Source organism: Streptomyces sp. LaPpAH-108 (genome assembly GCF_000373625.1).
Taxonomy (GTDB): Bacteria; Actinomycetota; Actinomycetes; order Streptomycetales; family Streptomycetaceae; genus Streptomyces.
This window is the reverse complement of record NZ_KB891998.1, coordinates 448,729-464,691: the sequence shown is the minus strand read 5'-3', so window position 1 is coordinate 464,691 and position 15,963 is coordinate 448,729. Positions and strand designations below refer to the sequence as shown.

At 74.1% G+C, this 15,963-nt stretch carries 14 protein-coding genes, 1 rRNA gene and 1 pseudogene; 13 read left to right on the top strand and 3 right to left on the bottom strand.

Going from position 1 to position 15,963, the window contains the following annotated elements; translation table 11 throughout:
- The first annotated feature begins 144 nt into the window (after window positions 1-144).
- From rrf to B079_RS35620, 3 genes and pseudogenes are all read left to right on the top strand, one after another.
- Window positions 145-261: ribosomal RNA gene (gene rrf / locus B079_RS0128790) — 5S ribosomal RNA — on the top strand.
- Window positions 262-323: 62 nt separating this feature from the next.
- Window positions 324-1,118: pseudogene (locus B079_RS36645) on the top strand (hypothetical protein); the annotation flags it as partial.
- A gap of 501 nt (window positions 1,119-1,619) precedes the next feature.
- Complete coding sequence (locus B079_RS35620; protein WP_018549317.1) at window positions 1,620-2,396, top strand: tetratricopeptide repeat protein; 777 nt, start codon at window positions 1,620-1,622, stop codon at window positions 2,394-2,396.
- 116 nt (window positions 2,397-2,512) lie between these two features.
- Here B079_RS35620 and B079_RS0128775 read toward each other — a convergent pair whose 3' ends face one another.
- Entirely contained in the window at window positions 2,513-3,796 is a 1,284-nt protein-coding gene (locus tag B079_RS0128775) for a DUF1015 domain-containing protein (RefSeq protein WP_018549316.1), read from the bottom strand.
- Between the two features lie 73 nt (window positions 3,797-3,869).
- On the opposite strand from B079_RS0128775, the gene B079_RS0128770 reads away from it, so the two are divergent.
- The 4 genes from B079_RS0128770 to B079_RS0128755 all read left to right on the top strand — a co-directional run bounded on the left by B079_RS0128770 (window position 3,870) and on the right by B079_RS0128755 (window position 7,925).
- A complete protein-coding gene (locus B079_RS0128770) occupies window positions 3,870-4,898 on the top strand; it encodes an HAD hydrolase-like protein (protein ID WP_018549315.1) in 1,029 nt (342 codons plus the stop codon).
- A gap of 74 nt (window positions 4,899-4,972) precedes the next feature.
- Entirely contained in the window at window positions 4,973-6,016 is a 1,044-nt protein-coding gene (locus B079_RS0128765) for a FecCD family ABC transporter permease (RefSeq protein ID WP_018549314.1), read from the top strand.
- Window positions 6,013-7,059 (top strand): FecCD family ABC transporter permease, encoded by a 1,047-nt coding sequence (locus B079_RS0128760; protein WP_018549313.1) that lies wholly within the window; start codon window positions 6,013-6,015, stop codon window positions 7,057-7,059. Before B079_RS0128765 ends, B079_RS0128760 begins: the two co-directional genes overlap by 4 nt.
- Window positions 7,056-7,925, top strand: coding sequence for an ABC transporter ATP-binding protein (locus B079_RS0128755; protein WP_078496116.1), 870 nt, complete (start codon window positions 7,056-7,058; stop codon window positions 7,923-7,925). Before B079_RS0128760 ends, B079_RS0128755 begins: the two co-directional genes overlap by 4 nt.
- 15 nt (window positions 7,926-7,940) lie before the next feature.
- Here B079_RS0128755 and B079_RS0128750 read toward each other — a convergent pair whose 3' ends face one another.
- Complete coding sequence (locus B079_RS0128750) at window positions 7,941-8,288, bottom strand: sterol-binding protein (RefSeq protein WP_018549311.1); 348 nt, start codon at window positions 8,286-8,288, stop codon at window positions 7,941-7,943.
- 42 nt (window positions 8,289-8,330) lie between these two features.
- On the opposite strand from B079_RS0128750, the gene B079_RS32900 reads away from it, so the two are divergent.
- The 6 genes from B079_RS32900 to B079_RS0128720 all read left to right on the top strand — a co-directional run bounded on the left by B079_RS32900 (window position 8,331) and on the right by B079_RS0128720 (window position 14,288).
- Entirely contained in the window at window positions 8,331-8,564 is a 234-nt protein-coding gene (locus B079_RS32900; protein ID WP_018549310.1) for a hypothetical protein, read from the top strand.
- A 38-nt stretch (window positions 8,565-8,602) separates the two neighbouring features.
- Window positions 8,603-9,418 carry a TlyA family RNA methyltransferase gene (locus B079_RS0128740; RefSeq protein ID WP_018549309.1) on the top strand — a complete coding sequence of 272 codons (816 nt, stop codon included), beginning with the start codon at window positions 8,603-8,605 and terminating at the stop codon, window positions 9,416-9,418.
- Window positions 9,415-10,335 carry an NAD kinase gene (locus B079_RS0128735; protein WP_026249180.1) on the top strand — a complete coding sequence of 307 codons (921 nt, stop codon included), beginning with the start codon at window positions 9,415-9,417 and terminating at the stop codon, window positions 10,333-10,335. The genes B079_RS0128740 and B079_RS0128735 overlap by 4 nt, the downstream gene beginning before the upstream one ends.
- Window positions 10,336-10,374: 39 nt before the next feature.
- Window positions 10,375-12,117 (top strand): DNA repair protein RecN, encoded by a 1,743-nt coding sequence (gene recN / locus B079_RS0128730; protein WP_018549307.1) that lies wholly within the window; start codon window positions 10,375-10,377, stop codon window positions 12,115-12,117.
- 52 nt (window positions 12,118-12,169) lie between these two features.
- Entirely contained in the window at window positions 12,170-12,958 is a 789-nt protein-coding gene (locus B079_RS0128725) for a hypothetical protein (protein ID WP_018549306.1), read from the top strand.
- Between the two features lie 193 nt (window positions 12,959-13,151).
- On the top strand, window positions 13,152-14,288 hold the full coding sequence (locus B079_RS0128720) for a glycosyltransferase family 4 protein (RefSeq protein ID WP_018549305.1): 1,137 nt from the start codon (window positions 13,152-13,154) through the stop codon (window positions 14,286-14,288).
- Between the two features lie 10 nt (window positions 14,289-14,298).
- Here the strand turns inward: B079_RS0128720 and B079_RS0128715 are convergent, their stop codons facing one another.
- Window positions 14,299-15,939, bottom strand: a complete 1,641-nt coding sequence (locus tag B079_RS0128715) for a PucR family transcriptional regulator (RefSeq protein WP_018549304.1) — start codon at window positions 15,937-15,939, stop codon at window positions 14,299-14,301.
- Window positions 15,940-15,963: the final 24 nt, after the last annotated feature.

The following is a 15,963-nucleotide window of genomic DNA, read 5'->3' as shown; positions in this document are numbered from 1 at the left end:
TGGAGTTGACTGGTACTAATAGGCCGAGGGCTTGTCCTCAGTTGCTCGCGTCCACTGTGTAAGTTCTGAGGCAACGAACAGTTGCCGGTTCAGAGCTGAACTCACAAATAAAAAGTGTGCTTGTTCGCTCGAAACCATTAGGGTTTCGGTGGTCATAGCGTGAGGGAAACGCCCGGTTACATTCCGAACCCGGAAGCTAAGCCTCACAGCGCCGATGGTACTGCAAGGGGGACCTTGTGGGAGAGTAGGACGCCGCCGAACAATCTTTGGAGGACCCCTGGTCCCAGCGTTCAGCTGGGACCAGGGGTCCTTTTGTTTTTACAATGCTTGTTGTACCTGAAGACAGGAGTCATCCGATGGCCACCAACTCTCCCGACGACCGACCGGAGCGCGACCAGCGGCGACGGGACAGTGGTGACCGCGGTGAACGCGGCGGCTACCGCGGTGCCCCGCGCCGTAGCGGCGGCAACGACCGAGGGGACCGCCCCTCGTACCCCCGCCGCGACGACGACCGAGGTGGCTACGGCCGCCGTGACGACCGCGACCGCGGCGAGCGGGGCGGCTTCCGCCGCGACGACCGTGGTGACCGGGGCGACCGTCCGTCGTACCCCCGTCGTGACGACAACCGTGGCGAGCGGGGCGGTTTCCGCCGCGACGACCGTGGCGGTGACCGTCCCTCGTACCCGCGCCGTGACGACGACCGTGGCGGGTTCCGTCGCGATGACCGTCGGGACGACAACCGTGGTGGTTTCCGGGGGCGTGACGACCGTGGTGGCGACCGCCCGTCCTACCCCCGTCGTGACGACAACCGTGGCGAGCGGGGCGGTTTCCGCCGCGACGACCGTGGCGGTGACCGTCCCTCGTACCCGCGTCGTGATGACGACCGTGGTGGCTTCCGTCGCGATGACCGCCGCGATGACCGGGGTGGTTTCCGGGGTCGCGATGACCGTGGTGGCGACCGCCCGTCGTACCCGCGTCGTGATGACGACCGTGGCGGTTTCCGCCGTGACGACCGCCGCGATGACCGGGGTGGCGACCGTGGTGGGTTCCGTCGTGACGACCGGGGCGACCGCCCGTCCTACCCGCGTCGTGACGATGACCGTGGCGGGTTCCGTCGCGATGACCGCCGGGACGACAACCGTGGCGGCTTCCGCCGTGACGACCGTGGTGACCGGGGCGACCGTCCCTCGTACCCCCGTCGTGACGACGACCGTGGCGGTTTCCGCCGTGACGACCGTCGGGACGACAACCGGGGTGGTTTCCGGGGTCGTGACGACCGTGGTGGCGACCGTCCGTCCTACCCGCGTCGCGATGACGACCGTGGCGGGTTCCGCCGCGACGACCGTCGGGACGACCGCCGCGATGACCGTGGTGGCGACCGTGGTGGGTTCCGTCGGGACGACCGGGGTGACCGGCCGCGTGGGCCCCGTCGGGACGACCGTGGTGGGCGGCCCGCCGGTGGTGGGTTCCGAGGCCGGGACGACCGGCGTGGTGGGGACGACCGGCGTGGTGGTTTCCGGGGCCGGGACGACCGGGACCGCGACCGCGACCGTGACCGGGAGCCGATCAAGCGGCTGCCGATCCCGGACGACGTCACCGGTGACGAGGTCGACAAGGACGTGCGGCAGGAGCTGCAGAGCCTGCCGAAGACGCTCGCCGAGGACGTCGCGCGCAACCTGGTGATGGTCGCGCGGCTCATCGACGAGGACCCCGAGGGTGCCTACGGCTACTCCAAGGTGGCCCTGCGGCTTGCCTCCCGTGTCGCTGCCGTCCGCGAGGCCGCCGGTTTCGCGGCGTACGCCAACCAGAAGTACTCCGAGGCCCTGGCCGAGTTCCGGGCCGCGCGGCGGATGACCGGCAACACGGATCTGTGGCCCGTGATGGCCGACTGCGAGCGCGGTCTGGGCCGTCCGGAGAAGACGCTGGACATGGCCGGTGCCCCCGAGGTGCAGAAGCTGGACAAGGCCGGTCAGGTCGAGATGCGGCTGGTCGCGGCCGGTGCCCGGCGTGACATGGACCAGCTGGACGCGGCGATCGTGACGCTCCAGAGCCCCGAGCTGGCCTCCAACTCGGTGCAGCCCTGGACCGCCCGGCTGCGGTACGCCTACGCCGACGCCCTGCTGGCCGCCGGCCGGGAGACCGAGGCGCGCGAGTGGTTCGCCAAGGCCGTCGAGGCCGACCGCGACGGCAGCACCGACGCCTCCGACCGGCTCGCCGAGCTGGACGGCGTGGAGTTCGTCGACGCCCTCAACGAGGACGAGACCGACTCCGAGGGCGACACCACCGTCACCGTCACGGAGACCGTCACCGAGACCCCGGCCGCCAAGGCCGAGGACGAGGACGCGGACGACGACGTGGACGACGAGCCCGCCGCGCGGAAGACCGACGAGGACTGACGCGTCACGCGGTGACCACAGCACATGAGTGAGGGGCGGAACCCGGCCGGGTTCCGCCCCTCACTCATGTCCGGAGCCGGTCGCCCGGTCGCCCCGTCGTTCGCCCGGCCGGGACGTCAGAGGTCCAGCAGCCGCAGCACCAGCCCCGACGCCGGTTTCGGACCGAACGACGTCGACTTCCGGGGCATCATCACCCCCTGGCGGGCCAGCTCGCGTACGACGTCCTCGCGGACCGGGTGCAGCAGCACGGCCGTGGCGCCGCTGCGCTCGGCCTTCGCGACGGTGGCGGCGGTGTCGTGGATGTAGGCGATGTGGGCGGTGGAGTCCTCGGGGATGTGCCACACATGGTCGAGGAGCGTGGCGTGCAGGACGGTCGCGTCCAGGGAGCGCCAGGCGGCCGGGCGGTCGGCCGGGACCGTGCGGGCCAGCAGCTCGGGGTCCGGCCGGTCCAGGAGATGGAAGGCGCCGTCCCCGGCCAGCAGGAAGGCGTTGCCCTCGGCCGCCGCCTCCGCCAGCTCTGTCAGCGCCTCGGCCAGCGGCAGCTCCAGACGCCGTACCCGGAACAGGTCCCGCACCGCCGCCAGCGCCTCCGCCACCGGCAGTCCGTGCAGCAGCCGGTGGATCGCGCGCACGCGCAGCGGATAGCGCACGGTGTCGACCAGCAGGACCAGGCCGTGGTCCCAGGGGCTGGGCGAGGGGTGTTCCGCGCGGAGCAGCCGGTAGGTGGCCCAGCGGTGGTGGCCGTCGGCGATGAGCGCCTGGTGTCCGGCCAGGTCGGAGCGGACGAGGGTGAGGTCACCGGGGTCGGTGACCGCCCAGAGGCGGTGGCGTACGCCGTCCTCGGTGGTGGTGGCGAGCAGCGGCGCGTGCGCGACCGTACGCTCCACGACCTCGGCCGTGGCGCCGTTGCCGCGGTAGGTCAGCAGCAGGGGTTCGAGGTTGGCACGGGTGGCGCGCATCAGGGCCGCGCGATCGGCGACCACCGGGAGCATCACGTCCTCGTGCGGGAGGACTACGCCCTCCTCCGGTTCCGAGACGCGCAGGGCGCCGATGACGCCGCGCTGGACCTGGCCGTCGCCGTCGCGCTGTTCGTACACGTACAGCGCGGGCTCGGCGTCGGCGGTCAGGACGCCCTCGGAGAGCCAGCGGTGCAGGGTGCCGGCCGCCTGGCCGTTGCGGACGGTGGGGGTCTCGGCCTGCGGGAGGATCAGCCGGACGATGTTGTGCGGGTCGGCGTCCTGGAGGTGGTGCAGGCCGTCGGGGCGTACGACCACGTCGTACGGCGGGGAGGTGACGGAGGCGAGGCTGCCGACCCGTTCGGGGTCGTAACGAAGGCCGCGGAACGGGGTGAGTTCCAGGCCCCGGGGCGCCGTTGCTTCCGAGTGACCTGCGTTGTTCATCCCGGCATCGTACGTGTGCCGGGGCGGTGGGGGATGATCGGGGGAAAGAGCGTCGAACGAGGAGCGATACCGCATGAGCCAGAGCGTCAGGACGAGGCCCGAGGGCAGTGGGCGGCCCCTGAGCGAGGCGTACGACACGGCGCTGCTCGATCTGGACGGGGTGGTGTACGCGGGCGGCGAGGCCATCGCGCACGCCGTGGACTCGCTCGCGGTCGCGCGCGTTGGTGGTATGCACCTCGCGTACGTCACCAACAACGCGCTGCGCACCCCGGACACGGTCGCCGGGCACCTCACCGAGCTGGGCATACCGACGGAGGCCGGCGATGTGATCACCTCCGCGCAGGCGGTGGCGCGGCTGATCAGCGAGCAGGTGCCTGCCGGGGCGAAGGTGCTGGTCATCGGGGGTGAGGGGCTGCGGGTGGCGCTGCGCGAGCGCGGTCTTACGCCGGTGGAGTCGGCGGACGACGACCCGGCGGCCGTCGTGCAGGGCTACGGCGGACCCGATCTGACGTGGGGGCGGTTCGCGGAGGCGTCGTACGCGGTGGCGCGCGGGGTGCCGTGGTTCGCGTCCAACACCGATCTGACCATCCCGAGCGGGCGGGGCATCGCGCCGGGCAACGGCGCGGCCGTGGAGGTCGTCCGGATCGCGACCGGTGCCGAGCCGCAGGTGGCGGGCAAGCCGCTGCCCCCGATGCACAAGGAGACGATCCTGCGCACCGGCGCCGAGCGGCCCCTGGTGGTCGGGGACCGGCTGGACACCGACATCGAGGGCGCGTTCAACGGCGGGGTCGACTCGCTGCTCGTGCTCACCGGTGTCACCGACGGCGCCCAGCTGCTCGCCGCGCCGCCGCAGCACCGGCCGACCTATGTGGACGCCGATCTGCGCGGACTGCTCACCGGGCAGCCGGAGGTCACGGAGGCGGGCGAGGGGTTCCGCTGCGGTGGCTGGACGGCGACGGCCGGGGCCGAGCGGCTGGAGCTGACCGGTGACGGCGAGCCGCTGGACGGGCTGCGGGCGCTGTGCGCGGCGGCCTGGGCGGCGGCCGGTGACGGCGCGTGCGCCCTGGACGGGGGCAAGGCGCTGGCCCGGCTCGGGCTCTGACCACGGCATATGTCCCGGGCCCGGGGCCCGTACCGGTCACTTGATCACATTGGAGGATAGGCTAACCTAACCTCGTGTTGGTCGAGAGTCCTCCGGAACCGCGCGCGGAAATCACCCCCGCGCCCCCGAAGCGACGCGCGGTACGGGCCCTCGGGCTCCTCCTCGCCGTCGTGCTCCTGGCGTTCGTCGCCGGGGCGAGTATCGCCATCGGCGCGAAAGCGCTCTCTCCCGACCAGGTCCTGCACGGCCTGTTCCACGACACGGGGACGTACGGCGACACCGTCGTGGGCGCCCGGATCTCGCGGACCCTGCTCGGCCTGCTGGCCGGGGCCGCGCTCGGCCTGTCCGGCGCGGTCCTCCAGGCGGTCACCCGCAATCCGCTGGCCGACCCCGGTCTGCTCGGCATCAACGCGGGTGCCTCCGCCGCCGTCGTCACGGCCATCACCTTCCTCGGTGTGACCTCGCTGACCGGCTATGTGTGGTTCGCGTTCGCCGGTGCGGCCGTGGTCGGCGCCCTGGTGTGGTTCCTCGGCGGCAGCCGGGGCGCCACCCCGGTGCGGCTCGCGCTGGCCGGTACGGCGATCAGCGCCGCGCTGTACGGCTACCTCCAGGCCGTGATGATCTCCGACGACACGGCCCTTGGCCGGATGCGGTTCTGGACGGTCGGCTCGCTGGACGCGGCCACCAACGGGACCATCGTCCAGGTGCTGCCGTTCCTCGCGGCCGGCATGGTCCTCGCGCTCGCGCTGGCCCGGCCGCTGAACGCCATGGAGATGGGCGACGACACCGCCCGCGCGCTCGGCGCCAACCTGCACCGCACCCGCGGCCTGGCCATGCTGGCCGCGACCGTGCTGTGCGGCGCCGCGACCGCCGCCTGCGGTCCGATCGTGTTCGTCGGCCTGATGGTCCCGCACGTCGTGCGCTCCTTCACCGGGCCCGACCTGCGCTGGATCCTGCCGTACGCCGCCGTGCTCTCGCCGGTGCTGCTGCTCGGCGCGGACATCATCGGGCGGCTCGTCGTGCGCCCCGCCGAACTCCAGGTGGGCATCGTCACCGCGATCATCGGCGGCCCGCTGTTCATCATGCTCGTACGACGCCGGAGGACCGTCCAGCTGTGAAGACTCACTCCCGGAGCCGTGCGGTACGCACCCCCGGCGGGCTCTCCCTGCGCCTGGACCCGCGCGCCCTGCTCGTCGTCCTGCTGCTGATCGTGGCCATGCTCGCCGCGGGCGTGGCGCTGATCGGCACCGGCGACGCGAAGATCCCCGCGCTCGACGTGCTGCGGACCCTGACCGGGAACGGCACCGCGTACCAGGACTTCATCGTCAACGAGCTGCGGCTGCCGAGGCTGCTGGTCGCCCTGCTGGTGGGCGCCTCGCTGGGCCTGGGCGGCGCCCTGTTCCAGTCGATCTCGCGCAACCCGCTGGGCAGCCCGGACGTGCTCGGCCTCTCCCAGGGCTCGACCGCGGGCGCCCTCGTGGTGATCGTGCTCTTCTCCGGCAGCGCCGCCGCCGTGACCGTCGGTGCGCTGATCGGCGGCCTGGTCACGGGCATCGCCATCTATCTGCTCGCCTGGAAGCAGGGCGTGCACGGCTACCGGCTCGTCCTGGTCGGCATCGGCGTCTCCGCGATCCTCACCGCCGTCAACGGCTATCTGATCACCCGGGCCGACATCGTGGACGCCGCCCGCGCGGTCGTGTGGATGACCGGCTCGCTCGACGGGCGGGACTGGTCCCAGGTCTGGCCGCTGCTCGGCATGTGCGCGGTCCTCGTCCCGCTGGTCCTCGCCAACGGACGGGGCCTGCGGATGATGGAGATGGGCGACGACGTGTCGTACGCCCTCGGGGTGCGCGTGCAGCGGGTGCGGCTCGTGCTGATGGTCTCGGCCGTGCTGCTGACCGCCGGGGCCACCGCCGCCGCCGGACCCGTCGGCTTCGTGGCGCTCACCGCGCCGCAGCTCGCCCGGCGGCTGACCCGCTCGCCCGGGCCCAACCTGGTGCCCTCCCTCTTCATGGGCGCCGCCCTGCTCGTCATCGCCGACTGGCTCTCGCAGCGCGTCTTCGGCGCCGACCAGCTGCCCGTCGGCGTGGTCACCGGCGTCCTCGGCGGCGCCTATCTGCTGTGGCTGCTGGTCACCGAGCGCAAGGCGGGCCGGATATGAGCGGCGCCCCGCACCCGGACGGCACGACGACGAACACTTCTAGGAGCACTGTGAACCGCCTGTCCGCCGAGAACGTCACCCTCGCCTACGAGCAGCGCGTCATCGCGGAGAAGCTGTCGGTGGAGATACCGGACAACTCCTTCACCGTGATCGTCGGCCCCAACGCGTGCGGCAAGTCCACGCTGCTGCGGGCGCTCTCGCGGATGCTGAAGCCCGCCGAAGGCCGGGTGCTGCTCGACGGCCAGGTCATCCAGTCGATGCCCGCCAAGAAGGTCGCCCGCACGCTCGGCCTGCTGCCCCAGTCCTCCATCGCGCCCGACGGCATCACCGTCGCCGACCTCGTGGCCCGGGGCCGCTACCCGCACCAGGGCATCCTGCGCCAGTGGTCCCCCGAGGACGAGGAGGTCGTCGCCGACTCCATGGCCCGCACCGGCGTCGCCGAGCTGGCCGAGCGGTACGTCGACGAGCTGTCCGGCGGCCAGCGCCAGCGCGTCTGGATCGCCATGGCGCTCGCCCAGCAGACCCCGCTGCTGCTCCTGGACGAGCCGACCACCTATCTCGACATCCAGCACCAGATCGACGTGCTCGACCTGTGCGCCGAGCTGCACGAGACCCAGGGCCGCACCATGGTCGCCGTCCTGCACGACCTCAACCACGCCGCCCGCTACGCCACCCACCTCATCGCCCTGCGCGGCGGCGAGGTCATCGCGGAGGGGGCGCCCGGCGACATCGTCACCGCCGAGCTGGTCGAGAAGGTCTTCGGGCTGCGCTGCCAGGTCATCGACGACCCGGAGACCGGCACCCCGCTGGTGGTCCCGGCGGCGCGCAAGGCCCGCTCGGAGGCAGGGGCGGCTACGGCCTCCTGAGCCCCGGGCCGGTCTTCACAGCAGCTTTCTCAGCCGGAACAGATCCAGCAGGCTCGCCTCCAGGCGTACCCGGCCCGAGCCCCAGGCGGTCGCGAAGTTCAGCTCGCCGTCCACCAGGGACACCAGGTCGTCGCCCGCGAGGGCGAGCCGGATCTGCGCCCGCTCGCCCGGCGGACCCGGCAGAGTCCGCTCCACCTCGATCCGGCCGCCCGTCATGCGGCCGGCGAAGGTGACGTCCAGGTCGGTGATGTGACAGCTCACCGAGCGGTCCAGGGCGGCGGCGGCGCGCACGTCGCCCTCGGAGCCCTGCATGTTGTCCGAAAGCTTCTCCAGTGCGGCGCGGCACTGCTCGATCGTGGCCATCGCGCACGACGGTACCCCAGGCGTTCGCGGTAGCGTCTGGGCATGAGCGAGTCCGCCGCCGAGCCGCAGGGCACCACCGAGCACGCCACCGGGTACGAACCGGAGGCCCCGGCCCCGCTGCACGTCCCCCGCACCCCCACCGGCGACCCTGGCGTGGACGCCCGCCTGGCCCGCCTTGCCGACGCCGACCGCCTCACGACCGACGGACACCTCGCGGTGTACGAGGATGTACACGCGGGGCTGCGCGACGCGCTGAGCGCGCTCGACGCCCGCTAGATCCGGAACACCGTGAGAAGTCAGGAGCTGAACCGAACGTGGCTGGAGTCGCACGCCGCCGTCTGGACGCCGAGCTGGTCCGCCGGAAGCTGGCGCGCTCGCGCGAGCACGCGAGCCAGCTGATCGCCGCCGGGCGGGTCAGCGTGGGCAAGACCGTGGCGACCAAGCCGGCCACCCAGGTCGAGACCGCCGCGGCCATCGTGGTCCAGTCCGACGACACCGACCCCGAGTACGTCTCCCGGGGCGGCCACAAGCTCGCGGGCGCCCTCGCCGCGTTCGTCCCCGAAGGGCTCGTCGTCGAGGGCCGCCGCGCGCTGGACGCGGGCGCCTCCACCGGCGGCTTCACCGACGTCCTGCTGCGCGCGGGCGCCGCGCACGTCGTCGCCGTGGACGTCGGCTACGGCCAGCTGGCCTGGTCTTTGCAGAGCGATGAACGCGTCACCGTCAAGGACCGTACGAACGTACGCGAGTTGACGCTCGAGGCGATCGACGGGAAGCCGGTGGACCTGGTGGTGGGCGATCTGTCCTTCATTCCGCTGGGTCTGGTGCTGCCCGCCCTCAAGCGGTGCGTGACGCCGGACGCCGATCTGGTGATGATGGTCAAGCCGCAGTTCGAAGTGGGCAAGGAACGGCTGGGCAGCGGGGGTGTCGTACGGAGTCCGCAGCTGCGGGCGGAGGCCGTGCGCGGGGTGGCCGAGAAGGCCTGGGAGCTGGGGCTCGGGGTGCGAGGAGTGACCGCGAGTCCGCTGCCGGGCCCCTCGGGCAATGTCGAGTACTTTCTCTGGCTGAAGTCCGGTGCACCCGAACTGGACCCGGCCGACGTCGATCGTGCAGTGGCGGAGGGGCCGCGTTGACACAGAACCGAGCGCGAACTGTTTTCCTGCTCGCCCACACCGGGCGTCCGGCTGCGATCCGCAGCGCGGAACTCGTGGTGAAGGGCCTGCTCTCGCACGGGATAGGCGTGCGGGTGCTGGAGGAGGAGGCGCGCGATCTGCCGCTGCCGGGCGAGGTCGAACTCGTCACGGAGGCGGCACCGCACTCCCTGGACGGCTGCGAGCTGCTGATCGTCCTCGGCGGTGACGGCACCCTGCTGCGCGGCGCCGAGTTCTCCCGCGCCTCCGGGGTGCCGATGCTCGGCGTGAACCTCGGCAGCGTCGGCTTCCTCGCCGAGGCCGAGCGGGACGACCTGGACCGGGTCGTGGACCGGGTGGTGGCCCGCTCCTACGAGGTCGAGGAACGCATGACCATCGACGTGGTCGTGCACCGCAACGGTGACATCGTGCACACCGACTGGGCGCTGAACGAGGCCGCCGTCCAGAAGGTCTCCGCCGAGAAGATGCTCGAAGTGGTCCTGGAGATCGACGGCCGCCCGGTCACCGCCTTCGGCTGCGACGGCATCGTGCTCTCCACGCCCACCGGGTCCACCGCGTACGCGTTCTCCGCCGGCGGCCCCGTGGTGTGGCCCGAGGTGGAGGCGCTGCTCATGGTGCCGATCAGCGCCCACGCGCTGTTCGCCAAGCCGCTGGTCACCTCGCCGGACTCGGTGCTCGCCGTGGAGGTGCTGCCGCACGTGCCGCCGGGCGTGCTGTGGTGCGACGGCCGCCGCACCATCGAGCTGCCCCCCGGCGCCCGGGTCGAGGTCCGGCGCGGGGCCGTCCCGGTCCGCCTGGCCCGGCTGCACCATGCCTCCTTCACCGACCGTCTCGTGGCGAAGTTCGCCCTGCCCACCACGGGCTGGCGCGGGGCCCGGCAGGACCACACCACCGAGTGACATGGGCGGCCTGTGTGCGCATCCCGCCCCGGACCTCGTATGGTCTGTTCCGTGTTGGAGGAGATGCGCATACGGTCGCTCGGGGTCATCGACGACGCCGTGGTCGAGCTGTCACCCGGGTTCACCGCCGTCACCGGTGAGACGGGTGCGGGCAAGACCATGGTCGTCACCAGCCTGGGGCTGCTGCTCGGCGGGCGGGCCGACCCGGCGTTGGTCCGGCTCGGCGCGGGCCGGGCGGTGGTGGAGGGACGGATCGCCGTACCCACCGGTGCCTCGGCCGTCGTACGGGCCGAGGAGGCCGGGGCCGAGCTGGACGACGGCGCCCTGCTGATCAGCCGCACCATCTCCGCCGAGGGCCGCTCCCGGGCGCACCTCGGCGGGCGCAGCGTCCCCGTCGGGCTGCTCGCCGAGCTGGCCGACGACCTGGTGGCCGTGCACGGGCAGACCGACCAGCAGGGCCTGCTCAAGGCGAACCGGCAGCGCGGCGCGCTCGACCGGTACGCGGGCGAGTCGGTCGCGGTGCCGCTGGCCGCGTACACGGACGCCTACAAGCGGCTGCGCGCGGTGAGCGCCGAGCTGGACGAGATCGTCACCCGCGCCCGCGAGCGCGCCCAGGAAGCCGACCTGCTGCGCTTCGGCCTGGACGAGATCGCGGCCGTGGAGCCGCGCGCCGGGGAGGACGTGGAGCTGGCCGAGGAGGCCGAGCGGCTGGGGCACGCCGAGGCGCTGTCCTCCGCCGCGACCGCCGCGCACGCCGCCCTCGCCGGGAACCCCGAGGACCCCGAGGGCATCGACGCGGGCACGCTGATCGCCGGGGCCCACCGGGCGCTTGAGGCGGTCCGCTCGCACGATCCGGCGCTGGCCGCGCTCGCGGACCGCATCGGCGAGATCGGCATCCTCGCCGGGGACGTCGCCGGTGAGCTGGCCGGATACGCCGACGACCTGGACGCCGACCCGCTGCGGCTGTCGGCCGTGGAGGAGCGCCGGGCCGCGCTGAACGCCCTGACCCGCAAGTACGGCACGGACATCGCCGCCGTCCTCGCCTGGGCCGAGCAGGGCGCCGCCCGGCTGACCGAGCTGGACGGCGACGACGAGCGGATCACCGAGCTGACCGCCGAACGCGATGCGCTGCGCACCGAACTGGGCGCGCTGGCCGAGCAGTTGACCAAGGCGCGGACCGAGGCCGCCGAGCGGTTCGCCGCCGCCGTCACCGCCGAGCTGGCCTCGCTGGCCATGCCGCACGCCCGGGTGTCCTTCGACATCCGGCAGACCGAGGACCCCGACGGAGTGGAGGCGGACGGCCGCACGGTCGCCTACGGCCCCTCCGGCGTCGACGAGGTCGAGCTGCTGCTCGCCCCGCACCCGGGCGCCCCGCCCCGGCCCATCGCCAAGGGCGCCTCCGGCGGTGAGCTGTCCCGCGTGATGCTCGCCGTGGAGGTCGTCTTCGCGGGCACCGACCCCGTGCCGACCTACCTGTTCGACGAGGTCGACGCCGGTGTCGGCGGCAAGGCGGCCGTCGAGATCGGCCGCCGCCTGGCCAAGCTCGCCCGCACCGCCCAGGTCGTCGTCGTCACCCACCTGCCCCAGGTCGCCGCCTTCGCCGACCGGCAGCTGCTGGTGGAGAAGACCAACGACGGCTCGGTCACCCGCTCCGGCGTCAAGGTCCTGGAGGGCGAGGAACGCGTCCGTGAACTCTCCCGGATGCTGGCGGGCCAGGAGGACTCGGAGGCGGCCCGCGCCCACGCCGAGGAACTGCTCGCGACGGCACGCGGGGAGGCGTAGGACCGGGTGCCCTGCCCGGCGGGGCAGCTCAACTCCCTTCTACAGTGGCCGGATGAGCACGCGCACGACCACCTTCGCGACCGCCGCCCTCCTCACCCGGGGCGCCACGGCCGCCCTGCGTGCCCTCGCCCCCGGCGGCGCGGACCGCTGGCGGCGCAAGAACCACGCGGGCCGCACCGTGGAGCTGTACTGCGGCCCGGCCTGTGCCGCCGCGACCGCCCTGGCCGCCGCGCGCGTCCACCCCGCCGCCGGGCTCGCGGTGTTCGCCGCCGGTGCCTGCGGGGCGTACGACGACATCGCCGGGGACGGAGACCCGCGCCGGGGCTTCCGCGCCCACCTCGGCGCGCTGCGCGAAGGCGAACTCACCTCCGGCGCGGTCAAGTTGTTCGGCATCACCGCCGCCGCACTCGTGGCCGGGGCGTTCCTGAAGCAGCGCCCGCTGGACCGGCTGCTCGCGGGCGTCGTGATCGCCGGGGCCGCGCACACCGTGAACCTGCTCGACGTACGCCCCGCGCGCGCCGCCTCGGCGGTGCTCGCGCTCGGTGCCCCGGGGCTGGTGCGCTCCGGGCCCGGTGGCGCGCTCGCGGCGGCGGCCGTGGGCGGGGCGGCGGCCGTGCTGCCCGAGGACCTGGGGGAGCGCGCGATGATTGGGGACACCGGCGCGCACGCCCTGGGCGCCGCGCTCGGCACCGCCGTGGTGGCCGCCAACGGCCGCGCGGGACTCCTCGCGCACGCCGTCGCGGTGGTGGCCGCCACCGTCTGCGGGGACCGGGTGAGCGACTGGGCGCGAGCGCTGGGGAGCGCCGACAGCACCGTCCCGGCGGCTCACCCGGACGGGTGATATGCGCCTGTGTGTTGCCTCCGCCCGCCGGGGCCCGCGCCGACCGGCGATTCCCGGAACGGCCTTGCCTCCTGGCATCCTTGAGGGGGAAGGCGGCCGGAGCGAAGGGGGCGCGGCAGCTCCCCGCGGCCCCGGCGACCGCTACCGTCTGTACGTCCCTTCGTGAATGCCCGCCGAATCAGGAGCCGGCCCCGTGAGCCCCGTGAGCAGCACCGCACCGCCCGGCCAGTCGCCGCTGCGCACCGTCCAGGTGCTCGGCGGAGGCAACGCGGGCAGCAGCGCGCATGTGCGCTCCCTGGCGGCGGGCCTGGTCGCGCGCGGGGTCCGGGTCACCGTGTGTGCCCCGGCCGAGGCCGACCACGCCTACGACTTCAGCGGCACCGGCGCCGAGCACCTGCCCGTGCCGCGCAGCAGCGACCCGGCGGCCGTCGCCGCGCTGCGGGCCGCCTGCGCGGACGCCGACCTGGTCCACGCCCACGGCCTGCACGCCTCCTTCCGTACCGCGCTCGCGCTCGGCGGCCGGACCACCCCGCTGGTCGTCACCTGGCACAACCGGGCCCACGCCGAGGGCGCGCGGGCGCATCTGCTGCGGATGCTGGAGCGGCGCGTGGTGCGCAGCGCGACCGTCGTGCTCGGCACCAGCTCCGACCTGGTGGACCGGGCCCGCAGGACCGGCGCGCGCGACGCCCGGCTCGCCGCCGTGGGCCTACCGGGCGGCCGGTACGGCGGACGGGGCCCCGACCCCGAGCGGCCCGCCGACAAGGTGCGGGCCGAACTCGGCGCCACCGGACGCCCGTTGCTCGTCGCGGTCGCCTCCCTGGACCGGCACCGCGGCCACGAGACGCTGCTCGACGCGGCCCGCGCCTGGCGCGACCTCGACCCCCAGCCGCTGGTCGTCGTCGCGGGGGAGGGGCCGCTGCGGCCGGAGCTGCAGCGGCGGATCGAGGCCGAGCATCTGCCGGTCCGGCTCCTCGGCGTCCGCGACGACGTGCCGGACCTGCTCGCCGCCGCCGACCTCGCCCTGCTGACCGCCCGCCGGGAGTCGCGCTCGGTGTTCGCGCAGGAGGCGCTGTACGCCCGGGTGCCGCTGGTCGCGACCGCCGTCGGCGGTGTCCCGGACCTCGTGGGCGACGCCGCCCGCCTCGTGCCCTACGGCGACGGGCCCGCCCTCGCTGCCGCCGTCACCGATCTGCTCGCCGACGCCGAGCGGCGCGAGCTGCTGCGCGAGCGAGGTGTCCGGCAGGCCGCCACTTGGCCGACCGAAGACGAGACGGTCGCCCAAGTCCTCAGCGTCTACGACGAGTTGACCCTTCCGGTCCCGCTCGCCTGAGGCGCGCCCGCTAGGCCACCTGCTCCCGGGCGCGCAGCGCCAGGCTCAACGCCAGGACCGTCTGCGGGTCGTCGAGTTCCGTGCCCAGCAACTCACCTATCCGGGCAAGCCGGTTGTAGAGGGTCTGCCGGTTCAGATGCAGCTCGCGGGCGGTCTCCGCCTTGCGGCCCGCGTGCGCCAGATAGGTCTCCAGGGTCGGCAGCAGCGGCGGCCGTGAGCGCGCGTCGTGTTCGAGCAGCGCACCGAGCGCGCGGTCCACGAACGCCGCCAGGTCCGGGTGGTCCCGCAGCCGCCACAGCAGCAGGTCGATGTCCAGCCGCCGCGCGTCGTACCAGGGCCGGTCGGCCGGGCCGCGCACCGCCGTCGCCGCCTCCGCCGCGTGCCGCAGCCCCGCCGGTACGGCCGCCCAGCCGCCCGCCGCCCCGACCACCACCGGCGGCGGCCCGCCCGGACGCGGCAGCCCGGCCCGCTCCACCCCGGCCCGCAGCGCCGCCGCCACCCGGTCCGCGACCGCCGCCCGCTCCGACTCGGCGCGCAGCCCCGCGAGGACCGGCACCCGGCCCTCCACCGGCCGCACCCCCAGCAGCACCGGCACCCCCACCGAGGCCAGCTCCTTCGCCACCGCCTGCGCCAGCACCGCCCAGCCCGCGCCCGGGGCGGCACAGTCCCCGATCCGCATCACGACTGGCAGCAGCGGGCCCTCGCCGTGCCGGAAGCCCAGCACCCGGGCCTGCGCCGGGGCGTCCTCGGCGGCGATGCGGCCCTCGGCGAGATCGTTCAGGAAGTCGCCCCGGCCGCGTGCCGCCAGCTCCTCCTCCTGCCGGGCCTGCATCAGCACCACGGCGACGATCCCGGCCGCCCGCTCGGCCGCCATCCGGTGCACCGGGGCCGGCGGGCCGCACACCGGGAGCAGCACCAGACGCGCCCGCACCGCGCCAGGACCCGGGCCGCCGCCCGGCACGTCCACCAGGACCGAACCGGCCGGGGGCGGTACGTCCCGCTGCTTGCCGCGCAGCCCCTCCCACACCTGCAGGGGGTCCGCGCCCTCGGGGGCCGCCCCGGCCGCGTACAGCAGCCGTCCGTCCGCCGTCTCCAGGAACACCGGGTTGGCCGCGAAATCCGCCAGGATGCCCAGCAGCTGCGGCACCCCGCCCCCGCCGAGCAGCGCCTCGGTGCAGCGGCGGTGCACCTCCTCCGCCCGCTGGAGCAGCGCGTAGTGCCCGTTGACGATCTCGGTGTGGATCTCCTCGGTGACGGTCACGAACGCCACCTCGCGATGCAGCTGCACCAGCGGCAGCCCGGTCGCCCGCGCGGTGTCCACCAGGGTGGCGGGCAGCCGGGCGAAGCGCGGGCCCAGCTCCACCACCAGCGCGGCGATGCCCCGCTCGGCCAGCGTCCGTACGAACGCCCGCTGCTCGGCGGGGCGTGTGCCGAGGCCGTACCCGGTGGTGAGCAGCAGCTCGCCGCCCTTGAGCAGCGAGGCGATGTTCGGCACCTCGCCCGCGTGCACCCAGCGCACCGTGCGCCCCAGCCGGTCGTCGCCCGCCAGGACCTCCGGCAGCCCGCCGCGCAGCCCCGGCAGCTCCAGGGCCCGCCGGACGGTGATCCCCGCGCCGCGCGGGGCGGCCCCGCTCTCCGTACCGCTGTCCATGCGCCGGACGCTACCCGCGCCCCC